The sequence below is a fragment of the Acinetobacter sp. CIP 64.2 genome (assembly GCF_000369645.1).
In the GTDB taxonomy this organism is placed as follows: domain Bacteria; phylum Pseudomonadota; class Gammaproteobacteria; order Pseudomonadales; family Moraxellaceae; genus Acinetobacter.
The window spans coordinates 1,271,740-1,298,249 of record NZ_KB850122.1; the positions used below are offsets into that span (position 1 = coordinate 1,271,740).

Here is a 26,510-nt window from a genome sequence, read left to right on the forward strand (position 1 = left end):
TTAGAATGCGTTTTTTTTCATCAGTTTTAGGCAATTTTTGAATGATGATTAAACAGATCAATTGACCTGTTTTTTAGCAGCGATTATGATGCAAGGGCTGACCTACATTGTCAGTCGGTTTTGACAGACCGCTCATCTAGCGCATCGGAGTTTATTCATCTGAGTATTCTTTGTATGTGTAAAAACCTTCTCGTCCCCCTTTGCGGTAGAACGGGAGGGGGACGCGTTCGCGCGTGCTGGTTCTAGATGTCCAGTCTGTCAACCCCTTTTCGTTCTGCCACCATAATCAATTGACAGTGATTCGGTAGAACTTCTAATTCATCTAGGAGTCAACCATGACGCAATTTACTGTGCTTTATTATTCCCCTGCACTTTCTCTGCCTCTCAGGCATTTTATTCCAATTCATTTATCACACGCTTTCACTGTGTCCTGATTGACTCAAGGCATCAATTAACTGCTGCATCCATTTTGGTCAGTGGTGTTTTGTGCTGGATAAAAATCATGAAATTCATCGCACAGCTTATTTTGGTTGTCCTTATTGTGCTCAGTAACAGCATCGCTAGAGCCTATGACAGCCAAGCAAAATGTATTTGAAATTACAGGCAATTTCATAATTCATTTTTAAAAACTTAAAAAATATTGGATGGGGAAAATAATAGGATGAAATACATTTCAATTGCGCTGCTCACCAGCCTTGCGTTGGTCGGCTGCTCAAAACCACAACAAGATGATGTAGAGAATAAAGAACTATCTCAAAAGATTGAAAACATGTCATTGAATGATGCTGTCCCTGCACAGGCTGTTTCTTCTCCTTTGATTATCGCTCGCAATAAAATTACACCTCCGCTAACAAAGACTGGAGAAGACTTTCAGGAACTCATCAAAGATGAGGGGTATTTTTCCTTTTATCCACCGTATAAAACCATCTATGGATTGCAGATGTTTGCTGAAAATGACGATGTTGCAGATTATTGTGCAAACTGCGTGTATTTCCAGTCCATTCTCAATGATTTAAGAAATGTGCTGGCTTTAAAAAACAATCAAGTTTTAGTGATCGGACATACTGATCAACAGTTTCCTGCATTCACTTTTGCTTTAGGTGATGACTATTCTTTGCGTGCAGCGCATGATACGGCAATCAATTATATAAGATCGACAATGCAGGTGACTCCACCACAAAAAGATCAATTTGAGAGTACAGAACAATATCAACAACGTATTCAGACACTTCAAAATGAGTTGGATACTAAAAATGCCCATCTAAATTATGACTTGAAGCTTTTAGAACTCAGTTTAAATGCTACGTCTGGTCAAAGTCTGTTTATGCCAAGCAGCTATACACCGAATGATCGACCAAATGGTCCGATTGATAATTTTGTTTATTACGATGCTGATTCGAAACAATTACATTTTGAGAATATGAATTTCGCATCTGATCTTATTGTGAATTTCACAGCCCCATCCACGCCAGAGTTAGCACAAAATATTATTACGGCTGGTGGACAGAAGTATGTCGGTTACATTTTTAACTTCAATAATCATAAATTGGAATTAGAGAGCTTAGTCATTTATCAGGCCAACAACACTCAAGCTGATTCTGCGAATGAACCGATTGCCATCCTTGAACCGAGCACCATGTCCTTTCAACGCAAACATTTCAACGGCATAGAAAATGCTCGATTAAAGCAATTTGATGTGACACTGAAAAAGCCAATTCCTTTTGATTTTAGCTTGGAAAACTACACGCCGATCGAAAAGGTATTTAAAAAGATCGATGAGTAATTCCCACTTTTATAAAAAGTAAAAAATTGATTGACCAAACAATTAAATACACAGAGTTGGGCTTTCACCCAACCCTGTAGATCACAATATTCGATTAAATATAGGCATGTGTAATGAATTTTATTCCATCGATTGTTTTATCCAGTGTGTTGCTACTGACTTTAACTGCGTGTAATTCAGGTAACGATGCACCAAAACCAAAGGATACCCCAACTCAAACAAGTGAGCATAGCACTGCTGATGCGACTGAAACTCCGCCTCAATCTGAAGATGATTTTCCAGCCGTTGATAAATCCTTTCTGGAAGATGAGTCATATAATGCTGAGGAAGGGACTGAACCCACTGTACAAGAACAATTTGAAGTCCGTGTCCGTCGTGAAGAATCACAATACTCCATGACAGGCTATACCGATTTGTTAAACATCATGTCCTTGAACGATGCGCCAACCACCATCACAGGGGTTTTAATCAACCGTGGTAATTGCAGAAGCAAAGGCACTTACGATTACCAAAATATGCGCTATGGCTCAGTGGCAAAAGTCTACTTGGGCTGTTCCGCTGAATATGTCCGTGAAGTGACCATCACCACCAACAGTGGTTTGACCTATACCTATAATTTTTAGAGATTTAATCACAGCGATTTATACAAGCATAAAAAAGGCGTTCTAATCAGAGCGCCTTATATTTGAAAAGTTTACTTAGCAGGGATATTCCCTGTATAGCTTTGCCATAAATAGGAAATATGCTGACTCATATACCGATAAAGTTTGAGGGGGCCATTTAGAAACTCAAGCTGTTTACTCCAGTAGCTACGCATATCACTGTCCGCAAAGTAACAGTGTTTTTCCCAAACCAAATAAGGTGATCCTTGCACAAGCTCATGTCCCTTGTGTAAACAAGCCCCTCTCCATACCCGTAAGATAAAATCAGAATATTTACACTCATCACCAATCACATAAATGATGGCATGGACTGAATAAAATCCATTCAGTGATTTCACAATACGCCATTGCACATCATACAGCTTGCCAGCTAATTCTTCGGATTGATGTAATCTTTCCAGCCATTTACTAGCAAGTTTTGGTAATTTAACTTCGGCATCAAATTGTAAGGGAATAGTAAACATACAAGGTAAATCATAGATCATACAATTGATCTGCTTATGTTTGTCTAGACAACGTTTAAACAATGCCTTTTGGAATTTAATACTTTCATTAATTGGTTCAATAAATTTTGTATATTCCAGTGCAATCCGTCGTTTCAGAAACTTATGTTTAAATTGATCATGAATAAGCTCTGCATTCTCTACAAGGTAATTCATATTACCGTAATGAGAAAAGCCTACTGTATCAAAGATTGCAGCCCAATAAGGATTTAGTTGAAATCCATGTAATACCAAACGGTGATAATGCAGCCAAGGTAGAGAATTTAAAAATATACGATAATTCTTATCCAAACATTTGGGTGATCGTTTATCCATAACCGCTAGTTTCCCATTTTCAATTTGAGCTGCATTTTGAATACTCTGTCCTAAGAACAAATGAGTATTAACATCCAGCATGAATGGGATAATTGGTGTCTGCGGTATATAGTGTGCTTGAGGAGTCGCTGAATAATGAGTCATTTCATGCCTCCTTTTGACCAGTATTTTTAAGAGATTTACCCATTTTTATCGCAACATCCTTAGCAATATTTTTACCAAATACACGTATGAAGTAGGCTTTATCATTTCTAAGGTTTTGCTCATTCTCTTCATCCTGCTTAATCCTTTTATGCACAATGAATTGGTCTCTTTTGGTTATATAACGGATGGCTTTAATCAAATACTCGTATTTTTGTTTATCACTGCGATGTAAGGTGCCAATACCGACATCTTTGTATTTGCCATTGTGAGCATCAATATTGCAATTATAGTAAGTCCCCTCATCACCAATCACTCTTTTCCAGACCTCACCAATCTGTTGTGCTAACTTAATGTCCTGTGAGTGTTTACGACCATCGAGAAAGAAAAAACAGTGGTAGTGATAGCCCGTTTTTTCGGCAAATTCCAATTTCCATAGATAGCCCAATATACGTAAATTTGAAGTACGCTTTAAATAACGAAGGCATGTGATTAAATCTGCTTTGACTTGGGCAAGTTCAGGGTTTTGTGTTTTTCCATAACGAAAATCGACACGAGCAATGACAATTCTCGAATGTTTAGCCAGTATCGTATCTACACATTCTGTAGCGACCTTTTGCTGATATTGGGAACGTTCCCTTCGTTTTTTCTGTTGGTATTTGAATTCCTTTTCTTGAGTTAGCAAATACAAACGTTCAATGAATAGATTAATTAATTCTGCATAACAAATTGAAGTTATTGTTCCATCAGTATTTCTTAGCTGAATAATATCATTGGGGTAATGTAGATAAAAATCAGCATGAAAATAACCCTTTAGAATTTCGTTATACGCTTGCATAACAATCTTATGATGCTCACAATCATAATGCTCTAGAGGATCAAACCCTTGGATGAGTATTTGCTTTAATAATTCAATGAATTTTTTATCAATAGGCTCATACCATCCATGATACAGAGTGCCTTTGATCTTACGATAAGCCTGCACATAGTTGTGTTTTAAGATTTGTTTTACTAATTCAATTTCTGAGAATATTTTCTCAGCTTCAGGATTTGATCGAATTTCATATTGGTTATATTCAGTGTTGAAATCTAATAAGTAATCCAATGCCAATGAGCTTGAATGCTGATCGTCTGCTGCATTGAAGCATTCTTCATACATTGAATTGAGTAAAGACTGTTGCTCTTCCAATGGTGCTGTAATCTGAATGGGCTGATTAGATGAATCAGTATCAGTTATTTCAGTCTGCTGATTTAGAAAGTGTTCAGGTACTTGTGTTAAGTATTCATGTGCTAAAGCAGGTGTTTGATTATTACTCATAAGATAGGATGATTGATTCATAATAATGAACTTCTCTGTACGTAATTACACCTAACAATTTGTTAATTAAGTCAATTTATATAATAATTAATATTATTAGATATACTGATCATATAAGTAACACAAATGGTCAGGCGTAAAAATCACTGTAATCCCATGACCTCGAAATCAAGGAATTACAGTGTTATAAGGGTTAATAGGGTATGTGAGAGTTGTAAAGATATCTTGCTAATCTGGTTAGCTTTTTTTTGAATTGATCCAATCAATTATGTCCTGCTCTAACCAACCAACGGCTGATAGTCCCAATCTAATCGGACGAGGAAAAGACGAATCATATCTCTTGGATTTCGGGTTCATTTTGTCATACAGACTTGATTTACTTAAACAGACTAATTCTGTTACTCCTTTCATTCTAAGAATCTGATTTTTTTTGGTTTCTGAGGTTTGCATTGTTTACTCCGATTTAAACCTGATGTGGATGTCTTCGGATATAAATATGCTCTAGAATCCTCAGAAACATCAGCAAAACAAGATTCACAATTGTTAAGTAGCGTATTTAAATGAGTAATCCCGTCTTCGATCATGAAATTTACAGAATAGCTCACCCTGTAATGCAAAAATTAGTAAAGCAAGCTGTAAAAGCAAGAGAGTTTCAAGCAACTTTCCCAAATCTGTATAACGAGTTAATACGTATTAGGGATGTAATATTGAGGCAACTGGTCAACCTGCTAACTGAAAAATATAAAGAAAGAAAGTCACTACCTATTGAGCAAATCAAGATTGAAGTAGAGATAATTGTCTTTGGCAGACAGTTACTCAACCATGTAATGGGATATTGTCAAACAAGGCAATTAGTGGATGAAGATATATTTTTGTTAAACCATTTACTTCAACCAGATGAACTAACATCAATATTTGAAGAACTTTATTGCATATTTTGGGAAAACATCAAAAGTTATGAAGAATGGACACAATTCCCCAATTTTTCGACAAACCTCAAACGTATTTTGAACGAAAAGTATTTCTTACCTGACTTGTTACCATTCTGGGATATTAAATCTCTATTTTTGGATTATCTTAAAATTTATATTGAATATCATAATTTTAAGAATAGCAAAGATATAAAAGGCACAAATATAACTCAAGTCCCTTCATATCACGAAGTTAGGAATGCAATTAAAGGATTGAAAATTTATGGTACACCACTACAGAAGTCCACAAAATCATTTATTGGATGCTCTCCGTTAGATGCCAATTTGCCACCTTCAAAGTTCATAAATCTTCATCTAAATCTAGAAGAGGATGTTAGCAATCTGCCTGTGCTTTTAAGTAAATTTATACATGAATTTATGGCTACAAGATTAGATAATCAGAGAAATGGGACAGATGCCCAGCCTATTATTGACAATAAGGTTTCTGAAAAAATTCATAGCTTGAGCATCATTTTAGATGATTGTGCAAATTCACTTGAAGTACTCAAAAGAGCTGATGCAATTCTTACTGCGCTAATCAGCCTGATTTACTACGATAAAATTTTTGAAACAAAGATCAACAAGGGTAACATCCAGCAGTTTGAATCAGCGAATTATTCTAAATTTATGCTAAGTGAAATTCACGGCTCTGCAAACCAAACTATAATTGAGAATGCTATCAATCAAGATCGTCGCAACTCAATCAATCATACAGGCATGGATTATTTTTCCGATTTGTTCCAAACGCTTTATGAATTACTTGAAAATGATAAAGATATAAAAACCATAAAGCCTAAAAAAGCAACAATATTTATCACTTGTGGTATGAGGGACATACTTTATGAACATACATTTAGTAAAGCAAGTCTAAGTAAAGGTCTAAATGATATGGTGAAAAATTTATCACCAGAAAATTTATATGAGATCATCAATCTGTAAGGATGCAGACAACTTAACAGTCCGTATGATATACCAGTATCATCAAATTTATGGGTTTAACATCACTTACAAGCATCTAAAGAATATGGGTAGATTTATTTTTTTACAGTCTGCCCATAATTATGAATCGATAAAATCTCATAAACAGAATGTATAAGATCAAGAAAACTCATCCAAGATGAAAGTAAAGATAAGCAACAGTAAAAAACCAAATACAACAGACCATTCAAGCATAAGACCAAAGTGGATATTTGCAAAATTCCCCACCTTAAAATCAGTTTGGAATTCTACTAGAAATTTTCTTTCAACTAATATGATGTCCAAATAAGTAAAAAGATGTCTCTTTAGATATCACCTAATCCAATGTTTGATGAGGGGTAGGTTGAGGGGTAAAATCATAGATAAAAAACAAGCCCTTGTAAAAACAAGGGCTTATTTAAATATTTGGCGGAAGCGGTGAGATTCGAACTCACGGAGGACTCACACCCTCGTCGGTTTTCAAGTTATTGGGACTTACACTTTACTAGGCTTTATTAACATTTAGTAAGCCATACATTCCTTTACAAAACAATGCCTTGAAGCTATATTTTGTTTTATGTAGCTTGTTTATGCTTTCCCTGTATCGCTTACAAATTGCTTACGAGTTACAGTGCAAAAAAGGCAAGCGACTACGCCAATAGCCCTTGCCTGTGGTTATATCCCTACTAGGAAACAACAAATGAATCATACTACATTTATCACCAACTACAATGTCGGTGAGGAGTTCTATCATGCCTAAGTTGACTAAGAGCTTCATCGACAAATACCCTGCACCAATCAGCAAAGATAAATTTGAATGGGATACTGAATTAAAAGGTTTCGGTATTCGAGTTACCCCTAAAGGTCGTGTTAGCTTTATTGTGCAAAATCGTGTTAATGGTCGCTCGGAACGTATTACTATCGGGCAGTATGGTGTCTTTGCCCCTGACCAAGCACGTGACATTGCACGCGAGCATTTACGCACAATGCGCATGGGTACAAGCCCAACAGCACAGGCAAAAGCACATGCATTAATGTCTATTACATTGCGTGAAGTTTGCGACTCTTACATTAAAGACAGATCGCTTAAAGAAAGTTCACAAAGTGAAATTCGCAGACATGTGACCACAAGTTTTGAAGCATGGCAGGATACTCCTATTGCAGCAATTAACCGTGAGGATGTGAATAAACGCTACAACCAACTTAAAGAACATGGTTTACGTGGTAATGCCCCTGCACCTGCCCAAGCTAATCAAGCATTCAGCGTATTACGAGCATTAATTAATTACGCAATGGATGAATATAGAAAGGAAGATGGCACACCATTAATTCAGGAAAACCCTGTAAATATTCTTAAAAAGAAAATGGTGAAATTAAAACCTCGTACCAGTCGTATTCCTGATTCTAAGGTAAATGATGTTTGGAATTACCTGTGGTCAACAAGGGAAACCGCTTTTAACCGTGAAACTCTAGCAAGCATTGATTTAATCATTTTCTTAATGCTCACAGGCGCACGATTAGGCGAAGCTCGTTCTTTAACTTGGGATAGGGTCAATTTGGAGGAAGCATGGTGGCATATACCCGACCCTAAAAACCACAACCCTGTTTATTTACCCTTATCAACTCAAGCAATAGAGCTGCTCAAAGCTAGACCTAGAACAGAGGGTTCACCTTTTGTTTTTGCTTCATGGTCAAAGTCAGGGCACATTATTGACCCTAGAGATTCATTGAAACGTATGAGTGAAGTTGCTGGAACACCAATTACAGCACATGACCTTAGACGGACGTTTACCACAATAGGAGTGGCGCATTGTGGTATTGATTTAAACAAGGTTGAATTGCTGACAAACCATGTGCCTAAAGGGGTTACAGCAATTCATTATTTAGAAACTACGCACTTGCAATATTTACGTCCCGAAGTTCAGCAAGTGGCTGATTGGATTGATAAAAGTAAATCATAAAAAATCATTTGTGTATTAACATAAAACATAATATAGTTGTTTTTAACTGCAAACACCTCGCTTAATATTCACGTAACATGGGTTACATTATTAAGCTTGTATCTATCATGGGATAGAGGCTTCAAGGTTAATTTAAACTTGAGCTCTCTGTCCCTTTTTTATTGCATGTCAGATAGCTCATTACTAAAGGAACTTTTGACATGACTATTTCAGCAAACAATCATAAAGATTTACTGACAACTAAAGAAGCCGCTTCATTACTTGGCTTTAAAAAGAATACCCTTGAAATATGGCGTACTAAAGGTAAAGGACCACAATTTATTAAAGTGGGATCAGATACCCAGTCACGTGTCCGCTATTTACGTTCAACCTTAATGGCATGGCTTGAAGCACAAGCACATTCAAGTATGAACCGTACCGGGTTTGTCGGAGACTTTTTTATTTAAGTTAGGCCACCTGACCTAACGGGTTAATCTTATCATAGTACATTGCTTCAAACTCAAAAGGCGATACATAACCCAGTGCACTGTGTACACGCTTTTTATTGAACCAATCTACCCAGTTTAGTGTCGCAAGTTGTACATCTGCTAAACCTTGCCAATCTGCTTTTAAATATTCAATCACCTCTGTTTTGTATAAGCCATTCACCGTTTCAGCCAGAGCATTATCGTATGAATCACCTGTCGTACCGACTGATGCTCGTAAATTTGCAGCATCTAAACGATTGGTATAGCGAATAGAAAGATATTGAACACCTCTATCGGAATGATGAATCACATTCTTTGGCATGCCTCGATCGTGCAATGCTTGCTCCAATGCATCGAGCACCATATCTGTATTCATCCGTGTAGATACTTTCCATCCAACAATTGCTCGTGAGAACACATCAATAATAAAGGCGGTATAGACCCAGCCTGAATGTGTTTGAATATACGTAAAGTCACTGACCCATAATTGGTCAGGTCGATCAGCACTAAAATTCCGTTTCACTAAATCATCTGCTCGTTTTTGATCATCTCGGCTACGGGTGGTTTGTTTATTCTTACCACGCCAAACACCTTGTATACCTAGCTTTTGCATCAATCGAGCAACTGTACAACGTGCAATAACATAACCCTCACGTTTCAATTTTTGCCAAACTTTACGTACACCATATCGACCTGAACTTTCTTTCCAAATACGTTTGATTTGCTCTGCATGATGTAAATCATGCAGAGCACGTTTCGCTCGATGTTCTGGGTTATCAACGAAATCTAAAGCCCGATAATAGGTCGAAGCTGCAATCGGTAAAATTCTACAAATCGCTTCAACACCATATAACGCCTTATTGTTATGGATAAAATCCACCATTATTTGTGTGGGCGGTCGAGCTCCGCCTGGGCGAAAAAAGCGGCTGCTTTACGTAGAATTTCATTGGCACGTTTTAATTCTTTAATTTCACGTTCCATTTGCTTCATTTTTTCTTGGTCAGATACCTGTTGTACTTTGGCGGGATTTTGTTGATCTAAGTATTTTTGATACCAAACACGAAGTGTTTCAGGAGTACAGCCAATTTTAGGAGCAATTGCGGAAACTGCTGCCCAATTCGATGGATAATCTTTTTCAGATTCAATTAGTAATTGAACCGCTCTTTCTCTAATTTCGGGGGTATAGTTTGGTTTTTTCATCGGAATAGTCTCTCAGAATATTGAGTCTCCGACAAACCCGGTACGGTTCAGTACGTCTTCGTATTCAATTCAAACCTCCGACAAATAATTAATTTTCTGTTCTAAACCTTAAACGTATTGCGCTTATTGAAACCTGTGTCCAACACCTCTCCCGACCTAAGCCTATCGTAAACATACAATCAAAAAAAAGACTGCCGTAGCAGTCTTTTTGATAGGAATAAACTGGCATGAATAGCTTAAACCATACCCCCATTTTACCACAGCAAACTACACAAGGCAGCCAAGCCCAACAGCAATCCTCTGCCATTATTAATAATTCAAATCAATGGGTTAACCTTCCCGACGAGCTAAAAGAGCGTGCTCAATGGGTTGTAGCAGACAAGAATAAAACTCCATATCAATGTAATGAACGTAAAGCAAGCCCAACAGACCCATCTACATGGACAGATTTCCATACTGCCTGCACATACGCAAAACAGCATGACTTTAATATTGGGTATGTCTTATCCGCACATGACCCATTCACATGTATTGACCTAGATATTAAAGCAGATACCCCGCAAGAACAGCTTGATCGTGCAAGCAGTATTATAAAAACTTTTAATAGCTATACTGAGTATTCTCAAAGTGGAAAAGGCTTCCATATATGGGTTTATGGTAATATTGGAAAAGGACGCAGACGTGATAATGTAGAAATATATTCTCAAGAACGATTTATTATTTGTACTGGTAATACTTTAAAAAGTGAACCCATTAAGTATAAGAAAGACATATTAGATAATATCGTTTCACAGCTACATGATGACAAAGGACAGTTCGAACCATTGCCTGACCAACCTCAAATTGAATCGGATGAATCAATTATAGAAAGAGCTTGGAATGCGGGAAATAAAGAAAAATTTCAAGCATTATGGAATGCTGAATTAGATACAGATTTACAAGTTATTGGTCGTGACCACAGTCAAGACGATTTATCTTTGATCCAAATGCTTGCATTCTATACCAACAATAACGCACAACTTATTCGCCTGTGGCATCTGTCAAATCTTGGGCAACGCGAAAAAGCAAAGATTAATTCTTATATTGAATCAACAATTAGAAAAGCACGACAATTTCAAGCGCATGATGAGTATGAGGCACAGATTGGTAAAAAAATAGCTGACAACCTACTCGCAAGATATAACTCTCAAAAGCCTATCCGTACAAATAAATTTGTCCCAACTAATCTGTCAGATGTAATGAAACGACCTCCTATGGAATGGTTCGTTCATGGGGTATTACCTAAAAAGGGTCTAGCCACAATATATGGCTTACCTGCTACTGGAAAATCATTTCTAATGCTTGATTTACTTTTTGCAATTTGCAAAGGTGAAGAATGGTTTGGAATGAAAACAAAGCAGTCTAAAGTTGCCTATATTAATCTTGAAGATATACATGGTATGGGAAATCGCTTACATGCTTATCAGGAAAGAAAAGGTTTAATCCCTGATAATGACTTTTTAAACTATGAAATTTCTTTAAACTTTAAAGAGAAAGACCATGTAGAAGAATTAATTAATTCTATTAAAGAATATGCACCAAATTGTGGTTTAGTTTGTATAGATACCCTAGCTCAATCAGCAAATGGAATAGATGAAAATTCATCTACTGACATGGGTATGGTTATCGGTAAACTTAAGAAATTATCATCTGAATTAAATTGTTTAGTCCTTATCGTACACCATTCAGGCAAAATCCAAGGAAGTGGAATGCGTGGTCATTCCAGTTTACTTGGTGCTGTAGACTGTGCAATTGAAATATCATCTAACGGTTCTACAAAAAAATGGAATATTGCAAAATCCAAGAATGGTGCAAATGATATTGAACGACAATTTCATTTAGAGCCTGTTCCTTTGGGTATGGATGAAGATGGAAACCCCATTTCTTCGGCAGTTGTCACGCCAGTAATTAATATTCAAGCAATGAATAACCACAATAAAGATTCAAAAGGTGATGCAAATAAGGACAAGCGTATTTTGCAAGTGATACATGATAATCCTGCTAGTCCTCAAAAACACTGGGCGGAATTATTAGGTTTTAATCCTGATACAATGACAAAGCAGAAAAATAGACTTATTAAAAATGGCTTTTTAACTGAAAACGGTAAAACAGTTACTTTGACACTAAAAGGACTGGATTTACTTAAAATATAATTATAAAACAATGAGTTGCAGAGTTGCATTATATCTGCAACTTTCCCCTTAAAAGTTGCACATGAAAGCAACCGAGTTGCACATGCAACTCGTACTTGCAACTTTACCATTAACCCATTGTTTTTAAATAAATTGCATATGCAACTTAATGTGCAATTTAAACAACAAAAGTTGCACAGTTGCACATATACCCCCCCCCTTTAGGGGGGTTATGCTAATGCAACTCACGCTAACCACAGCAACAGCTCTTTATATTCACATTCTTCTTTTTATATAACTTCGTTCATTTATAACTATTTCTTAATTCAATAGATTACATGCTTAAAAGCAATAATTATTAATACTGTGGTTAAAAATACGATTACTTGCTGCTAATTAAATTTATTAAAACCCTTTACCCCAAATACAGGTTTAAACATAGCGAAATTAGCACGACTTTCAGGGGTAAATAACCTCTTTGCGCACTCGGTTGGTACAAGGGTACTGGCTACCCTAAAAACTCGCTTAAAACGGCTATTTTTCGCACTATAAAAATGCTTGTTTGTACCCCCATATAATTTGTTATTTGCTGTAAATAATTTGTATCTATTTGATTTCGTCGCCATTTTAATTTGTTTTTCGTATGTTGTAAGCAATAAGTAATTATGCAACCAATATGCGAGTTCAAAATGTCTATATATCCTCTAATTACTCCATCACTACATCCTGACAATATCAAGCACCTTCAAGGCTATGATGAAGAAACTGCTTCTTATGTTCACATTGCTGCACAAGCATTGAGTGAAGCCTACGAAGGTATCAATGATATTCATAAAGCACGTGAAGCAAGTAAGCGAAATCCTGTTTGGAATGAAGCAGCTCAATTAATCCAAACTGATGATTTTGCAAATAAGAAACTTCTTAAAATTACTAAATCTATTGATTCTGCAAATGCAAATCTAAGTAAAAGCATTGCACATATTGAAAAGGAGCTAACCACACCTTTGACAGCAGGTGCTAATGACCCTGTGGCTAATGAAATACGTTCGCATGTTAAAAATATGAATAACAGCAAGCGTCGCAAATTTATTGAAGAAGCACAGCAGAAAAAAGACTTGCAAACACTTCAAGCCCTTTTAGGTGCTCCATCATACCTTTCAGGCTTAACTGATATTGAAGTTCAACATTACACACGTCAGCTCCATGAAATTCAAAATCCTGCTTTAGCTAAGCGTTTAAAAGTTATGAAGAATGCAGCAACGTTACTGGGTGAACGTGGTGGCTTGGTATTTAGAGAAGTAGAAAAAGCAGTGGGTAAACCATCACATGTTATTCAAAAACTTCGTAAAGCAAAAAATGAAGCAGAACAAGCGTTCATTTTAAAAGACCAACGTGTCGATCTTTGAAATTGATAATTAATAGTTTAGATCAAGGAATTGTAATGACCACAAATTCAAAGACTAAAACAGCAGGAAATCCAAATTGGCGTAAGGGGATGAACTCCCCTAACCCACAAGGTCGTCCAAAAGGGATTATTGATAAACGAATGAAAGTAAATCAATCCCTACTAGCTGATGCTGATGATATTGCCAAAGTAGTGATTCAATCTGCTCTTTCAGGCGATATGCAAGCGGCTAGCTTAGTCCTTTCCCGTATTGCACCAACACTTAAAGCTCAGACTGAAACAGTCCAGTTTGAATTAGATGCCACAGCAAGTGTTACCGAACAAGCCCAGTCTGTTTTACAAGCTATTGCTGACGGCAATGTTGCGCCTGATGTGGGTAAACAAATCATTGAAGCGATTAATGCTTTAAATGGTATTCGTCAGATTGACGAGTTAGAACAACGTATTAATGCATTGGAGAAACACTAATGAACCTGCCAACACGAGAAGAATATGAATTTTTACGTTTTAAATTTACACAGGATATTGCACATGGTTCACCAAGTGAACGTTTGGTTGCAATGCATAATCTAATACACATCATGGGCTTATATGCTTCTAGCGATGAACTTGAAGAAGTATTTATTAAACCGCTATTTGCAAAGCTTGAAGAAAAGCTAAATAGCCCATTACACCCATTTAGCGACTATGTACCCCCTACAGTACCAGTAACAGTTAAAACCATGCTACAGGGGCAACCGTGGGCGCAATACCCTAACTGTGGTCATACCGATAATGGCTAAGGTATTAAAAGACTTTCAAAAGCGTTTAGCTAAAGTCGAAACCCATAGAAAGAACAAAGCGACTACTATTCGGTTAGTAGCCGCTTTTCCACCTATTTTGTCTTATGATGAATGGGAAGCTATTGCTGTACCACATCAACAACAATTAGTTGACGATACTAGAACTTAGTCACCAATATCAGGAATAAAAACCTGCTTTAAAGGGATTAAGGCTCTATATTGTGGTTTAAAATCTTCATAATAACGATAAATTAACTCTACAATCTCTTTACCATCAATAAGTCTTAATCGTGATTTATTCGTAGCTTTACTCTTTGCTTGGTTACTATAACTTCCAAGATTAACAAATAAAGCATATTCTCCATCTTCAAGAGTACCTAAAAGTTGGTTTATTTCAGGTAAGCCATTAGATGTTAAAGTTTTTTTACATTGAACCTTAATAATAGGGGGTTCGAAGCCAAGTGTATCCTTGTGAGCAATCACATCAACACCACCATCACCTGACCGCTGAGTAACCCTAGCAACATACCCCATGCATTCAAGCAAATGAGCGACAAATTCTTCAAACTGATAACCGTTTAAATGTTGATGTAATCTACGAATAATAAAATCTTCAGTTGAATATTTTGCTGTTTCATTAATTACTTTAGTTACTGTTTCATCATCGGGTATTTCTTCTTGTTCTAATTCTTGCTCTTGTAACTCAACTATTGGGTCTTTATTTATTGTAGCTTGGTATTCAATACCTACAGCATTTAAAAAATCTCCTGCTGTTTTTTTAATTTCAAACAACGTAATGTAAGCACCAATTTCATATAACGCTACTTGAGAAAAATTGTTACGTGGAACTCCATTAGGTGTTAGCCATGTTACAGGACGACGATTTAAATAAGCATCTTCGTCTTCAGAATTAGCCCTCTCATAATCACCACTAATAATACCAATATAGACCAATCTATCCGATTTGCATGGGTATACTACATAATCTCCAGTTTTTACCACATGCATAAATCTGTAAATTGTGGCTACCTGAGTTCGGATAGAAGGCATTGAAGAATCAGGTTGCTTTGCTTGCAAAGCAAATTTAAAAGCTTCCCTATCAGCATCAATCTGACTTAAATCACCTAGCTCTGACCAACCAATTCCAATAGACTTCCGTCATAAATCAAAAAACGTACAATTTATTTGATCTTAAATTAATCAGCAAAATTATTTAATTCAAGAGATAATCCTTGGATGAAATTCAAAGATATTCAAAAATTATCAAACGTTAAGTTTCGTAGGCTTACCGGTGTTAGTTGGGCTACATTTAACCTCATGTTGGCCGAGCTAAATAAGCATTTACCTCGTCATATTGGTAAAGGACGACCGCATAAATTACCGTTGGAAGATCGTTTGCTCTTATGTATAGAATATTGGAGAGAATATCGAACATTTTTCCATCTTGGTATGAGTTACGGTGTATCTGAAACGAGTGCAATTCGTATCACACGTGTTATTGAAGATACCTTAATCCGTTCTGGAAAATTCAACTTGCCAAAACAACTTCCTAATCGAGATGAAGTGGATTGGGAAGTTGTTGTGATTGATGCCACTGAAATATTAGTTCAACGTCCAAAAAAAACAGAAGAAATGGTATAGCGGTAAAAAAAAGCGACATACCTTTAAATTTCAGCTATCTATGCACTATATAACAGGTGAAATACTGAGTGTATGTGGAAGTCATGGAAGCATGCATGATTTTAAAATATTTAAAAAAAGCATGAGGAAATTAAAATTTAAGCCCTTTTTTATCGTTGATAAGGGTTATTTAGGGATAAAGAAATTGGGTTTTGGATGCCTCATGCCATCTAAAGCAAAGAAAACTGAAAAACTAGATTCTGAATTAAAAAAGTTAAATAAAGAGATTGGTCGTAGACGAATTCAAGTAGAGCATGTATTTGGAAGGATGAAATGTTTTAAGATTTTATCTTGTGTATATAGAAATCGTCGTAAAAGATTAAACCTGCGGTTTAATTTACTTGCTGGCATATACAATTTAGATTGGGTGAAAGATAAACAATTAAATTGATTGAAAAATGATTTATGAAGGAAGTCTAATGTAATTTTTTTCAACTGGCTCAGTTCCAACATGTACACCCATGTGTACACCCCAAACAGTCGGAGTATCAGACATTTATTAACCTTAAATACTTGTAATTTATGCCGATCAGCATATCTTAAATAAGGGTAAATTTGAATATGAGTATTATTGTGGGTATCGTTTCTGAGTTTAAAAAATTTGATGCTGATCTAAAAAATCCAAACTGGTCAGTATCCTCAATTAGCTCTAATAATGAACTAATTGTTAGTTTATGGGGTCATAAACCTTTAATGTCCAAACATCCAACTGAAAGAAAACAAGTTTATCGTGACCGTATTGATAGATGGTCTGGTAATGGACGTAATGAATTTAAGAAAAACCTTGATCTTGCATTAGAAGAAAAATTAAAAATTAGACCAATTATAGCTATGCTCGATAAAAGCTCGGATTTTCAGAATATTTTAGATGGTAAAGATGGCAGTCAATACCCAAAAAGATTTAATGCAAAAACCGATTGGATCGGTGAATTAACTATTTGGGACGGTATCCAATTTGAGATTGTATTTAGTCTTGAACAATAATTTAAACTCAAACCAAGTTTTTATTATGCTTACTACAGGCTTACGTTGCATAACCCTAGAAACAACAAAGCCCTGAGAATGTCAGGGCTAAGTCGTTGATATTTGGCGGAAGCGGTGAGATTCGAACTCACGGAGGACTCACACCCTCGTCGGTTTTCAAGACCGGTGCATTAAACCGCTCTGCCACGCTTCCATGTGCGTAAGAATACAAAGCTTGCCCTCTTTATACAAGAGAAATTTAACTGCAATGTATTCAAATGCATAATGTTTCATCAATTTTAGAGTTTTGCGGCTAATTCAGCACCATCTCGGATCGCACGCTTGGCATCAAGCTCAGCTGCAAGCTTGGCACCACCAATAATATGGTAGTTCGCTGAAGTATTTTCACCGTCTTTAGGCATGAGATCCTTCACCGACTCTTGCCCTGCACATACGACAATGGTATCTACACGCAACAATTGATCATGACCATTATGCTCAACCCATAAACCCTCATCGGTCACGGCTTTATACTGCACGCCACGCAGCATACGCACCGCATGTTTTTTCAACTGCGCACGGTGTACCCAACCCGAGGTCTTACCCAGACCAATCCCAAGTGGTGTGGTTTTACGCTGCAATAAATAGATCTGACGCACTGGAATTTCAACTTCTGGACGCTGCATCCCACCTTCAGAGATATAGTTAGGATCTGGATCAACCCCCCACTCACGTTGCCATTCAGCTAAAGGTTGTGGCTGAGGTTGATGTGGTGGTTTTAACAGGAACTCTGATACATCAAAGCCAATCCCGCCTGCACCAATCACGGCGACTTTATGCCCTACGTCTGCACCGCGTAATACTTCTGCATATGACAACACCTGAGGTGCGGTACTGCCCTGAATCTTCAATGCACGTGGTACAACTCCTGTTGCAACAACCACTTCGTCAAAACCTTCACGTTCTAACTGCTCGCGACTTACACGTGTATTCAAACGGACATCTACACCTGTCTGTTTCAACTGCACTTTAAAATAACGAATCGTTTCATGGAATTCTTCTTTCCCAGGAACGACCTTGGCTAAATTAAACTGACCGCCGACATCATGATTGGCTTCAAACAGCGTTACGGCGTGACCACGGCTTGCAGCCACAGTTGCAGCTGACATCCCAGCGACACCACCGCCGACAACGGCAATACGTTTTGGTTTTTTAGTTTTGATATAAACCAGTTCTGTTTCATGACAAGCCTGTGGATTGACCAAACAGCTGACACGTTCATTCTTAAATGCATGATCCAGACAGGCTTGGTTACATGCGATACAAGTATTGATTTCATCCACACGATTGGTAGCCGTCTTATTCACCCAATAAGCATCTGCCAAGAATGGACGCGCCATTTGCACCATATCAGCCTTGCCAGAAGCAATAATCTCTTCAGCAACATCAGGCATATTGATACGGTTGGAGGCAATCACAGGAACTGATACATGCTGTTTTACCGCTGCGGTATAGTCGACGAATGCGGCACGTGGCACTGAAGTCACAATCGTAGGTACACGGGCTTCATGCCAGCCAATCCCTGTATTAAGCAACGTAATCCCTGCTTTTTCTAATGCTTTAGCAACCACGATCACTTCTTGCATGGTATTGCCGTCATGCACCAGATCAAGCAAAGAGAGACGGAATGCGATAATGAATTTTTCACCGACTTTGGCCCGGATCGCTTTGACAATCTCTACAGGGAAGCGCATACGATTTTCAATATCGCCGCCCCAACGGTCAGTACGTTTGTTGACATGACTGCTCAGGAACTGGTTAATTAAATACCCCTCTGAACCCATGATTTCTACGCCATCGTAGCCTGCTTTTTTTGCCAAGCTTGCACAACGGGCATAATCCTCAATGGTTGCCAAAATTTGAGAATCCGACATCTGACGCGGTTTAAAGGGATTGATCGGCGCCTGAATTGGGGATGATGACACTGAAAATGGGTGATAACCATAGCGGCCAGAATGCAGGATTTGCATCAAGATTTTTGCACCATGCTTATGCACTGCGTGAGTCACAAGACGATGATGAGGAATATCTGCCAAGCTATTCATGGTTCCGCCAGCAGGGAGTAACCAACCTTGACGGTTTGGAGAAATACCTCCAGTAATAATTAAGCCAACCCCACCCTTCGCCCGTTCACCAAAATAAGCAGCGAGCTTTGGATAGTTAAAGAAACGATCTTCTAAACCTGAGTGCATTGAACCCATTACCACGCGATTTTTAATGGTGGTAAAACCTAAATGTAATGGTTTTAAGATATTTGCATAGCTAGTCATGATATTCCTTCTTAATTTTGGCTTTGCAACTTGTTGCATAGTACTTTAATACTTTTTTGTTGATTTGGGATGACCCTAGATAAAAATTTAATGGTTGAAAGTGTCAATTCAGCTTCAACAGCGACAACAAGCATCTTCATGCTGTCTATTAAGCATTGCAATCTAATAAAACCAAACATAAAAAAGCAGCCATATTGCTATGGCTGCTTTGAGGTGCAAACTTAAATCATTCCAGTCTCACTTAAGGAATAAAATGACTATTTCTCCAATCAAATACTAATATAAAAGCAAATCAATGCTGCTGATGAACTGAATAAGCAAGAGGATCTTTTTGTACTTTCATTTTTAAAGAACTCATCACGATTCCCAAACAGATCAACACCGCACCGATCAAGATGTTTAAGCTTAAAGGCTCATGCCAGATCAAAGAGCCAAAAAACAGACTCAAAATTGGAATACACATAATTGAGATCGAAGCCACAAAGGTATCCACCTGACTGACAATCCAGTTCCAAAGCACAAATGCAAAACCAGTTCCAATCACTGCAATATAAAACAGTGCTGATTCATTTAAAGGATTCAACCAAACTTGAGCATCAACAGGTTCAAAGCATAAAGCCATGATGAACATGAGACTGCCACCCAGCAAAAGCTGCCAAATGGTCAACTTGATTTTGTCATAACTCGCAAAATTCTTTTTGATAAAAACGGTCGATAATGCCCAAAAGAACCCTGAACCAATCAATAATACTTGTCCTAGCAATGACATATTCAGATGCACATGATGCAGTTGCGGCCAGAGAATTGCGATCAATCCCGATGCTCCAAGAACCAGTCCAATAACTTTCTGCTGATTCAACCGTTCATTTAAGAAGTAATGTGCCAATACCCCAATAAAAATTGGCATGGTAAAGACCAGTACTGCAGATAAACCTGAATCTACAAATTGCATGGCAAAAGTCTGGGTGGCATAGAAACCAAAACAGATTAACAGGCTTAAAATGATCAAAGGCTTCCACTCAGCGGGCTGTGGCAAAATAGATTTTTTTAAAATCCGTTGTATTAGCATCAGGGTCAATGCCGCTAAAATCAATCGCGTAGAGATAAATAAGAATGCTGGGAAAACTTGTAAACTATGCTTGACCAAGCCCCATAACGAACCCCAGACCAAACACAGCAATGCAATTGCACTGACGACTCGAATATTCACATCTGGTACTCAACCGCAAGAAAGTCTGCTTAGTGTATAAAACAAATGACATCATGAATAATGTTATGTTTTAATAGATACATCATTTTTTTTGATGCTAATCTGATTTTGCATGCTGTTCTTGAATGGCTCAGATATTGAGGACTTGCCGTGAATATTGATATTAGTGATATCTGATCATTTGTCACTGTAGCCGAACTCAAAAGCATTACCGCTGCGGCTAATAAGCTCAATTATTTGCAGTCTAATATGACTGCCAAAATAAAAAAGATTGAAAATCACTATAAACGCCAATTATTCATTCGCAAACCCAAAGGTGTAGAACTGACTGAATCAGGCATGAATTTGTATGCTCAATACAAAAAAATGATTTTTACGTGGGAAGAAACTGAAAATAAAATCTATCAACAAGAAAATGTACTGCGCTTTGGCACCAATACCAGTCTAGGCGGTATGCGTTTTTACCCCTCTTTTAGCCAGCTCTATGAAGCCTATCCTGACCTTTCGATTACCATGAAGACAGGGCCAACAGGTTATATTGAAGATGAGATTTTAGCGGGCAATCTGGATATTGCGTATGCCTTAGGACATCCTAAACATAAAAATCTACAATATATTCAAAAGGCAGAAGATCAACTGGTGATTATCGGTAAAAACATGATCAACCATGACAGTCTGGAAGAATGTCTGAATCATCAAAATATCTTGCTGGCGTCTGAGCAATGCTGCTATGCCACAACCTTAGAGAGTATCTACACAGACTATAAGCTTAAAAAAGGTGAACTCACTCATATTTATGATCATGAAGCCTTAATTCATTTTACCCAATTGGGTATGGGCATCTCGATGATTGCCAAATCATTGATCGAAAAATATAACATTCAATATTATCGGGAAACGCCTGAGCAGTATCGGGATATCGGGCTCTATCTGATTACACGCCATGATCATGTGTTTACCCCGATTGAGAAGCAGTTTATTGGCTTAAATGATTCGCTTTGATACAAGTTCGGCTTTACAAAATGAACAATGCTAATCAATCACAGGGACTTTAAATATAGGCTGTTTCTCCCACTTAAATATAGAGAAATATAACATCAGCACCCCAAGAACGGTTCCTACTGGAAAGTTATTGAGCATAAATACGGTCATAAAGATTGATCCAAACTGGCTGCTTGTACTCCCAGTTTTCACACTTCTTGCACATTCAAAATGAACAAAAACTAAAGCAAATACCCCCAAGAAACTCCCAATCGAATATTGAGGAATATTCTCATAAAAACGATAAACAACTTTATAGATGAGAAGCGCGATTACGGCAATTGCCACCATTTTATGTAACGTTGAAAGAGTTTGATTTTGATCAACCACCATATTTTTATTTACCCTTTTCTATCATCTTATCGTAAAACTTTATATTTTTCTGATGTTAATCTATTTTTCAAATGAAAAAAAAAGAATTCCTTTCCCAACAGAAAAAAAATTGATTTGAAAAGTGATATAGTACTGAGCGTATAAATTCTCTTTGGTCACCGATGTATTAGGGTGCCTATTTCGAAATAGTTAGGACTAGCAATGACTGATAATGCAACGATCTTGCAGCATGTACCAGTAGGTAAAAAAGTTGGGATTGCCTTCTCTGGTGGTTTAGACACTTCAGCAGCTTTATTATGGATGAAACAGAAAGGCGCAGAGCCTTATGCATATACTGCAAATCTGGGCCAGCCTGATGAAGATGACTATGATGCTATTCCAAAGAAAGCTGAACAGTACGGCGCAGTCAAAGCTCGATTAATCGATTGTCGTTTACAACTTGCACTTGAAGGGATTGCTGCAATTCAATGTGGCGCATTCCATATCAGTACAGGTGGCGTTCCATATTTCAACACCACACCTTTAGGCCGTGCAGTCACAGGTACCATGCTAGTAACGGCGATGAAAGAAGATGACGTCAACATTTGGGGTGACGGCTCGACTTATAAAGGTAACGATATTGAGCGTTTCTATCGTTATGGTTTGTTGACCAACCCTGCCCTCAAAATCTATAAGCCTTGGTTAGACCAAACCTTTATTGATGAGTTAGGCGGCCGTGCCGAAATGTCGCAATTCTTAATCGACAATGGTTTTGACTATAAAATGTCAAAAGAAAAGGCGTATTCAACTGACTCGAATATGTTGGGTGCGACGCACGAAGCCAAAGATTTAGAATATTTAAATGCTGGTATCAAAATCGTAGACCCAATCATGGGCGTTGCGTTCTGGAAAGACGACGTTGAAATCCAGCCTGAAGAAGTGAGCATTACTTTTGAACAAGGTATGCCAGTGGCACTGAATGGTCAACGTATCGAAGATCCAGTTGAATTCATTTTAGAAGCAAACCGTATCGGCGGTCGTCATGGTCTAGGGATGTCTGACCAAATCGAAAACCGTATCATCGAAGCGAAATCTCGTGGTATCTATGAAGCACCGGGTATGGCTTTATTGCATATCGCTTATGAGCGCTTGGTCACAGGTATTCATAATGAAGATACGATTGAACAATACCGCATTAACGGTTTGCGTTTAGGTCGCCTACTTTACCAAGGTCGTTGGTTCGATTCACAAGCATTAATGCTTCGTGAAACTTCACAACGCTGGATTGCTAAAGCCATTACAGGTACTGTGACTTTAGAATTACGCCGTGGTAATGACTACACCATCATGAACACAGAATCTCCTAACCTCACGTATGAAGCTGAGCGTTTAACTATGGAGAAAGGTGATTCAATGTTTACGCCAATGGATCGTATCGGTCAGTTAACTATGCGTAACCTTGACATTACCGATACCCGTGCAAAATTGGGTATCTATACTGAAACAGGTTTGCTTGCAGTTGGCCAAGGTTCTGCAATTCCTCAATTGGAAAACAAATCAAAATAAAAGATGGGTAAATTAATTTACCTATTTGAAAAGGCTGAATATTTTTATTCAGCCTTTTTTATTTTATCCCAGAAAATATACACGATTGAATCATCTTATTTATAGAACAATATGTCGCAATTAAAGACTATTTATCGCCATTATGAATCGATAATATAAGCATTAAGCAAAACATAATAATTTGGGAGATGAAAGATGAATGCTTATCTACATCGTAGTGAAAACCGTGGTCATGTCAAAGCAGGTTGGTTAGATACCTATCATAGCTTTTCATTTGGTAGCTGGTACAACCCGAAATATATGGGTGTCAGTGCGCTACGTGTGATCAACGATGATACGGTTGCTGCACATAATGGTTTCGGTACCCATCCCCATGACAATATGGAAATCTTGACCTGTGTACTTGATGGCACCATTTCACATAAAGACAGCATGGGCAATGAAGGCCAGATCAATGCCGGTGAATGGCAGTTGATGAGCGCTGGAACTGGGGTCACCCACAGTGAAATGAACAAGCATGATAAAGCGGTGCATCTGTTACAAATTTGGATTCAACCCAATGTGCAAGATGCCGAACCAACCTATCAGCAAATTCAACTCAATCCGAAAGATCATCCAAACCAATGGCACTTGATCGCAGGTGATGAATCTGCACCGATGTCGATTCGCCAAAATGCTGAAGTGAAAACTGCAGTGATTGAGAAAGATCTGCATTTAGAGATTACAGCACGGAAAAAAGTCAACTATGTGCATGTGATTTCAGGTGAAGTGATGATTGCCGATCATTTGGTAAAAGCAGGTGATGCATTATTGTTTGATGAGACTGCAACCATTACTGCATTGCAAGACAGTCAAATGATTTGGTTTGACCTTCCTTAAACTCGGTTTAACTTGTACCTCTTAACCTCAAGGGGTACAAGCTTTTTAATCATTACTACTATCACAACTGTTTGAATCTGAATTTGATTCAGTATTAAAACTACAATTATCCATGCGTCTATCATCATTATCTTAAAATGAGTCGCCGCTAGATGTGGTCGAAGAATATGAATGGTTATAATCAGAAGAATCTGGTGTAGTGCCAGTGTTCTTTGCAAAGAAAAACAATAAAACGAGACCAATCAAAATAACTAAAAGAATAAACATCAGCATCACTATTCCCTATTGTGACCCAATCTTTATTTCACACTATAGCTTAATTTTATCCAAGAATAATCGGCATTAAAAAAGCCCGATTAACGGGCTTTTCTACAACCTTGAACATTTTTAAAAACGATCTAAACCGTTTCGTTCGTTGTTAGCTATGTATTCAGGTCATCATATCTTTGTTCATTTAGGCAAGATTTCTCTTAAATCCCAAATAGTATATGACTTCCTTATTGTTTAAATTAGCACCAATTTTGGGTTAGGTCAATATTTAATTAAAAATAGCCTCCACCTTTTTCTACTTACAACAATCCTATGGATCATTTAATAATAAGTTACGTTCAGCCTGACTTCTCTGGACAAGTGCTTTCAAAAATTTTCCACCAGCGCTATTCCAAACTAAAAGTTGCTCAACTGCATTGTTATTATTTAATTGTTTATTTTTAGGTATTCTAACCCCAACATTATAAGCAAGTGAAACAAATGTAACTAATTTACTTTTAGATAAAGTCATTAAAACAGATTATTTAACGGCTACTTAAAAACAAGTAAAAATCATGTTAAAAATATTTTTACTAGTTCTAATGGGCTTTGTTGCACAAAGATTTGAAAGGCAAAGCGCCCCTAATTGAGCCAAATTTAAGGCGTAACTTGGGTAAGTGGTCGACCTAATTCCGTAAATCTGTTGAGGACTGCTACACGTGCATGAACCTCATTGACTTGGCTATCAAAGCTCCTTGCACTGAGTTTATCTCTTAATAATTTGATGCAGTGCATTTTAGTCTCAACCAAACTTCGGCGATGATAGCCTGACCATTTTTTCCATAGTGTCCTACCTAAACGTTTAATTGTTCGAAGTAATTCATTTCGCTCTAGCGAGCTACTCTTTGTATCTTTCCATGGTTTCGCATTTTTTCTAGGTGGAATCACCGCATGTGCTTGCCGATCTGCAATGACCTGACGGCATTGCTTGGTGTCATAAGCTCCATCGGTATAAACAGAGTCAATCTGCTCATCTTGTGGAATCTGATTAAGTAAATCACCAAGCACCTGTGAATCACAGACATTATTGGTTGTGAGCTGAATAGCGCGTATTTGTAGGGTTTTGGCATCTATACCAATATGTAGTTTACGCCATTGGCGACGATATTCAGCTCCATGTTTCTTGCGTTTCCATTCGCCCTCACCTAGAAACTTCATCCCTGTAGAGTCTACGAGTAGATGCAGCCCATCGCTACTTTTTTGGTAGCTGATTGCAATATCAATATGCTTTTGTCTTCTACAAAGCGTACTGTAATCTGGTGCGGTCCAATTTAATCCGCAAAGTTTAATCAGACTTTGCACAAAGCCAGTGACCATACGTAAAGATAGACGGAATAAGGATTTAATCATTAAGCAGCATTGGATGGCTGCGTCGGAGTAGGTTTGATTTCGCCCTTGTTTGCCTTTTGATGGAGCATACCATTGCGTAGCAGGATCAAACCAAAGGGCAATATTTCCGCGATTAATGAGTGCTCGGTTATATGCGGGCCAATTGGTTGTGCGGTAGATTTTGTGTGTAGGCTTCTTCATTTGAAAATTATATCGCTGAAAAAGCCTTTACAGATAGGTTTGTGCAACAAAGCC

The 26,510-nt window shown here is 37.6% G+C and carries 24 protein-coding genes, 1 tRNA gene, 3 pseudogenes and 1 other annotated feature; of the genes and pseudogenes, 16 read left to right on the plus strand and 12 right to left on the minus strand.

All coding sequences use genetic code 11. The features are described from left to right. The first annotated feature begins 661 nt into the window (after window positions 1-661). Together F895_RS05065 and F895_RS05060 are read left to right on the plus strand one after the other, a co-directional pair. On the plus strand, window positions 662-1,783 hold the full coding sequence (locus tag F895_RS05065; RefSeq protein ID WP_005003187.1) for a putative periplasmic lipoprotein: 1,122 nt from the start codon (window positions 662-664) through the stop codon (window positions 1,781-1,783). Between the two features lie 113 nt (window positions 1,784-1,896). Further along, complete coding sequence (locus F895_RS05060; protein ID WP_004699703.1) at window positions 1,897-2,406, plus strand: hypothetical protein; 510 nt, start codon at window positions 1,897-1,899, stop codon at window positions 2,404-2,406. 71 nt (window positions 2,407-2,477) lie between these two features. Here F895_RS05060 and F895_RS05055 read toward each other — a convergent pair whose 3' ends face one another. The 3 genes from F895_RS05055 to F895_RS05045 form a co-directional block, all read right to left on the minus strand. Further along, the gene (locus tag F895_RS05055) at window positions 2,478-3,407 is read right to left on the minus strand and encodes a hypothetical protein (protein WP_004699700.1); all 930 of its coding nucleotides are present in this window, start codon (window positions 3,405-3,407) and stop codon (window positions 2,478-2,480) included. Window position 3,408: 1 nt separating this feature from the next. After that, window positions 3,409-4,743, minus strand: coding sequence for a YagK/YfjJ domain-containing protein (locus F895_RS05050; protein WP_004699698.1), 1,335 nt, complete (start codon window positions 4,741-4,743; stop codon window positions 3,409-3,411). A 216-nt stretch (window positions 4,744-4,959) separates the two neighbouring features. Then, entirely contained in the window at window positions 4,960-5,172 is a 213-nt protein-coding gene (locus tag F895_RS05045) for a helix-turn-helix transcriptional regulator (RefSeq protein ID WP_004699696.1), read from the minus strand. Between the two features lie 110 nt (window positions 5,173-5,282). Between F895_RS05045 and F895_RS05040 the strand changes: the two genes are divergently transcribed. From F895_RS05040 to F895_RS05030, 3 genes are all read left to right on the plus strand, one after another. Continuing rightward, window positions 5,283-6,632 carry a hypothetical protein gene (locus F895_RS05040; RefSeq protein ID WP_004801557.1) on the plus strand — a complete coding sequence of 450 codons (1,350 nt, stop codon included), beginning with the start codon at window positions 5,283-5,285 and terminating at the stop codon, window positions 6,630-6,632. Between the two features lie 770 nt (window positions 6,633-7,402). Continuing rightward, complete coding sequence (locus F895_RS05035) at window positions 7,403-8,611, plus strand: tyrosine-type recombinase/integrase (RefSeq protein WP_005242948.1); 1,209 nt, start codon at window positions 7,403-7,405, stop codon at window positions 8,609-8,611. Between the two features lie 200 nt (window positions 8,612-8,811). Further along, window positions 8,812-9,057 carry a helix-turn-helix transcriptional regulator gene (locus tag F895_RS05030; protein WP_005242949.1) on the plus strand — a complete coding sequence of 82 codons (246 nt, stop codon included), beginning with the start codon at window positions 8,812-8,814 and terminating at the stop codon, window positions 9,055-9,057. Between the two features lies 1 nt (window position 9,058). Here the strand turns inward: F895_RS05030 and F895_RS05025 are convergent. Then, window positions 9,059-10,278 (minus strand): IS3 family transposase gene (locus F895_RS05025; protein WP_107114716.1). Its coding sequence is split into 2 segments (ribosomal slippage): window positions 9,059-10,002 and window positions 10,002-10,278, totalling 1,221 coding nucleotides; the frame shifts between segments, so codons are not numbered across the junction. Then, window positions 9,887-10,003: a sequence feature (AL1L pseudoknot), on the minus strand. Its footprint overlaps the gene before it by 117 nt. A 227-nt stretch (window positions 10,279-10,505) precedes the next feature. Here F895_RS05025 and F895_RS05015 point away from each other — a divergent pair. The 5 genes from F895_RS05015 (at window position 10,506) to F895_RS20100 (ending at window position 14,805) form a co-directional block, all read left to right on the plus strand. Then, window positions 10,506-12,470 carry an AAA family ATPase gene (locus F895_RS05015; protein ID WP_005242950.1) on the plus strand — a complete coding sequence of 655 codons (1,965 nt, stop codon included), beginning with the start codon at window positions 10,506-10,508 and terminating at the stop codon, window positions 12,468-12,470. A gap of 668 nt (window positions 12,471-13,138) precedes the next feature. Beyond that, a complete protein-coding gene (locus tag F895_RS05010; RefSeq protein WP_004998932.1) occupies window positions 13,139-13,855 on the plus strand; it encodes a hypothetical protein in 717 nt (238 codons plus the stop codon). 35 nt (window positions 13,856-13,890) lie between these two features. Continuing rightward, window positions 13,891-14,322: a DUF5681 domain-containing protein gene (locus tag F895_RS05005; protein WP_004998933.1), complete on the plus strand. Its 432-nt coding sequence runs from the start codon at window positions 13,891-13,893 to the stop codon at window positions 14,320-14,322. After that, window positions 14,322-14,636: a hypothetical protein gene (locus F895_RS05000; protein WP_005242953.1), complete on the plus strand. Its 315-nt coding sequence runs from the start codon at window positions 14,322-14,324 to the stop codon at window positions 14,634-14,636. The genes F895_RS05005 and F895_RS05000 overlap by 1 nt, the downstream gene beginning before the upstream one ends. Next, window positions 14,629-14,805: a hypothetical protein gene (locus tag F895_RS20100; protein WP_005242955.1), complete on the plus strand. Its 177-nt coding sequence runs from the start codon at window positions 14,629-14,631 to the stop codon at window positions 14,803-14,805. Before F895_RS05000 ends, F895_RS20100 begins: the two co-directional genes overlap by 8 nt. Here F895_RS20100 and F895_RS04995 read toward each other — a convergent pair. Then, window positions 14,802-15,686, minus strand: coding sequence for a restriction endonuclease (locus tag F895_RS04995; protein WP_228128857.1), 885 nt, complete (start codon window positions 15,684-15,686; stop codon window positions 14,802-14,804). The genes F895_RS20100 and F895_RS04995 overlap by 4 nt on opposite strands. Before the next feature lie 186 nt (window positions 15,687-15,872). On the opposite strand from F895_RS04995, the gene F895_RS04990 reads away from it, so the two are divergent. The 3 genes and pseudogenes from F895_RS04990 to F895_RS04980 all read left to right on the plus strand — a co-directional run bounded on the left by F895_RS04990 (window position 15,873) and on the right by F895_RS04980 (window position 17,300). Then, complete coding sequence (locus tag F895_RS04990; RefSeq protein ID WP_000669095.1) at window positions 15,873-16,277, plus strand: transposase family protein; 405 nt, start codon at window positions 15,873-15,875, stop codon at window positions 16,275-16,277. A gap of 37 nt (window positions 16,278-16,314) precedes the next feature. Next, window positions 16,315-16,707, plus strand: a pseudogene (locus F895_RS19595) (transposase family protein); the annotation flags it as partial. A gap of 170 nt (window positions 16,708-16,877) precedes the next feature. After that, a complete protein-coding gene (locus F895_RS04980) occupies window positions 16,878-17,300 on the plus strand; it encodes a hypothetical protein (protein WP_005242960.1) in 423 nt (140 codons plus the stop codon). A gap of 103 nt (window positions 17,301-17,403) precedes the next feature. Here F895_RS04980 and F895_RS04975 read toward each other — a convergent pair. The 3 genes from F895_RS04975 to F895_RS04965 form a co-directional block, all read right to left on the minus strand. Then, window positions 17,404-17,493: transfer RNA gene (locus tag F895_RS04975), tRNA-Ser, on the minus strand. A gap of 85 nt (window positions 17,494-17,578) precedes the next feature. Next, on the minus strand, window positions 17,579-19,609 hold the full coding sequence (locus F895_RS04970; protein ID WP_005242962.1) for an NADPH-dependent 2,4-dienoyl-CoA reductase: 2,031 nt from the start codon (window positions 19,607-19,609) through the stop codon (window positions 17,579-17,581). A 292-nt stretch (window positions 19,610-19,901) separates the two neighbouring features. Next, entirely contained in the window at window positions 19,902-20,819 is a 918-nt protein-coding gene (locus tag F895_RS04965) for a DMT family transporter (RefSeq protein WP_005242963.1), read from the minus strand. A gap of 150 nt (window positions 20,820-20,969) precedes the next feature. Between F895_RS04965 and F895_RS04960 the strand changes: the two are divergent. Then, window positions 20,970-21,821, plus strand: a pseudogene (locus F895_RS04960) (LysR family transcriptional regulator). Window positions 21,822-21,851: 30 nt separating this feature from the next. Here F895_RS04960 and F895_RS04955 read toward each other — a convergent pair. After that, complete coding sequence (locus F895_RS04955; protein WP_005242968.1) at window positions 21,852-22,193, minus strand: hypothetical protein; 342 nt, start codon at window positions 22,191-22,193, stop codon at window positions 21,852-21,854. 201 nt (window positions 22,194-22,394) lie between these two features. Between F895_RS04955 and argG the strand changes: the two genes are divergently transcribed. Next, window positions 22,395-23,738, plus strand: coding sequence for an argininosuccinate synthase (argG, locus tag F895_RS04950; protein WP_005242970.1), 1,344 nt, complete (start codon window positions 22,395-22,397; stop codon window positions 23,736-23,738). Window positions 23,739-23,933: 195 nt separating this feature from the next. Further along, on the plus strand, window positions 23,934-24,617 hold the full coding sequence (locus tag F895_RS04945) for a pirin family protein (protein WP_005242973.1): 684 nt from the start codon (window positions 23,934-23,936) through the stop codon (window positions 24,615-24,617). A 45-nt stretch (window positions 24,618-24,662) separates the two neighbouring features. Here F895_RS04945 and F895_RS20320 read toward each other — a convergent pair. The 3 genes and pseudogenes from F895_RS20320 to F895_RS04935 all read right to left on the minus strand — a co-directional run bounded on the left by F895_RS20320 (window position 24,663) and on the right by F895_RS04935 (window position 26,456). Next, window positions 24,663-24,890 (minus strand): annotated as a pseudogene (locus F895_RS20320) (hypothetical protein). Window positions 24,891-25,197: 307 nt separating this feature from the next. Next, a complete protein-coding gene (locus tag F895_RS04940; protein ID WP_005242975.1) occupies window positions 25,198-25,398 on the minus strand; it encodes a glycoside hydrolase family protein in 201 nt (66 codons plus the stop codon). 125 nt (window positions 25,399-25,523) lie between these two features. Continuing rightward, window positions 25,524-26,456, minus strand: a complete 933-nt coding sequence (locus F895_RS04935; protein ID WP_000743262.1) for an IS5 family transposase — start codon at window positions 26,454-26,456, stop codon at window positions 25,524-25,526. Between the last annotated feature and the right edge of the window lie 54 nt (window positions 26,457-26,510).

Excerpts from the sequence above, each read along its gene's own strand:
- F895_RS05065 (WP_005003187.1), top strand. The coding sequence starts at position 662 with ATGAAATACATTTCAATTGCGCTGCTCACCAGCCTTGCGTTGGTCGGC.
- F895_RS05060 (WP_004699703.1), top strand. The coding sequence starts at position 1,897 with ATGAATTTTATTCCATCGATTGTTTTATCCAGTGTGTTGCTACTGACT.
- F895_RS05055 (WP_004699700.1), bottom strand. The coding sequence starts at position 3,407 with ATGACTCATTATTCAGCGACTCCTCAAGCACACTATATACCGCAGACA.
- F895_RS05050 (WP_004699698.1), bottom strand. The coding sequence starts at position 4,743 with ATGAATCAATCATCCTATCTTATGAGTAATAATCAAACACCTGCTTTA.
- F895_RS05045 (WP_004699696.1), bottom strand. The coding sequence starts at position 5,172 with ATGCAAACCTCAGAAACCAAAAAAAATCAGATTCTTAGAATGAAAGGA.
- F895_RS05040 (WP_004801557.1), top strand. The coding sequence starts at position 5,283 with ATGAGTAATCCCGTCTTCGATCATGAAATTTACAGAATAGCTCACCCT.
- F895_RS05035 (WP_005242948.1), top strand. The coding sequence starts at position 7,403 with ATGCCTAAGTTGACTAAGAGCTTCATCGACAAATACCCTGCACCAATC.
- F895_RS05030 (WP_005242949.1), top strand. The coding sequence starts at position 8,812 with ATGACTATTTCAGCAAACAATCATAAAGATTTACTGACAACTAAAGAA.
- F895_RS05015 (WP_005242950.1), top strand. The coding sequence starts at position 10,506 with ATGAATAGCTTAAACCATACCCCCATTTTACCACAGCAAACTACACAA.
- F895_RS05010 (WP_004998932.1), top strand. The coding sequence starts at position 13,139 with ATGTCTATATATCCTCTAATTACTCCATCACTACATCCTGACAATATC.
- F895_RS05005 (WP_004998933.1), top strand. The coding sequence starts at position 13,891 with ATGACCACAAATTCAAAGACTAAAACAGCAGGAAATCCAAATTGGCGT.
- F895_RS05000 (WP_005242953.1), top strand. The coding sequence starts at position 14,322 with ATGAACCTGCCAACACGAGAAGAATATGAATTTTTACGTTTTAAATTT.
- F895_RS20100 (WP_005242955.1), top strand. The coding sequence starts at position 14,629 with ATGGCTAAGGTATTAAAAGACTTTCAAAAGCGTTTAGCTAAAGTCGAA.
- F895_RS04995 (WP_228128857.1), bottom strand. The coding sequence starts at position 15,686 with ATGCCTTCTATCCGAACTCAGGTAGCCACAATTTACAGATTTATGCAT.
- F895_RS04990 (WP_000669095.1), top strand. The coding sequence starts at position 15,873 with ATGAAATTCAAAGATATTCAAAAATTATCAAACGTTAAGTTTCGTAGG.
- F895_RS04980 (WP_005242960.1), top strand. The coding sequence starts at position 16,878 with ATGAGTATTATTGTGGGTATCGTTTCTGAGTTTAAAAAATTTGATGCT.
- F895_RS04970 (WP_005242962.1), bottom strand. The coding sequence starts at position 19,609 with ATGACTAGCTATGCAAATATCTTAAAACCATTACATTTAGGTTTTACC.
- F895_RS04955 (WP_005242968.1), bottom strand. The coding sequence starts at position 22,193 with ATGGTGGTTGATCAAAATCAAACTCTTTCAACGTTACATAAAATGGTG.
- argG (WP_005242970.1), top strand. The coding sequence starts at position 22,395 with ATGACTGATAATGCAACGATCTTGCAGCATGTACCAGTAGGTAAAAAA.
- F895_RS04945 (WP_005242973.1), top strand. The coding sequence starts at position 23,934 with ATGAATGCTTATCTACATCGTAGTGAAAACCGTGGTCATGTCAAAGCA.
- F895_RS04940 (WP_005242975.1), bottom strand. The coding sequence starts at position 25,398 with ATGACTTTATCTAAAAGTAAATTAGTTACATTTGTTTCACTTGCTTAT.
- F895_RS04935 (WP_000743262.1), bottom strand. The coding sequence starts at position 26,456 with ATGAAGAAGCCTACACACAAAATCTACCGCACAACCAATTGGCCCGCA.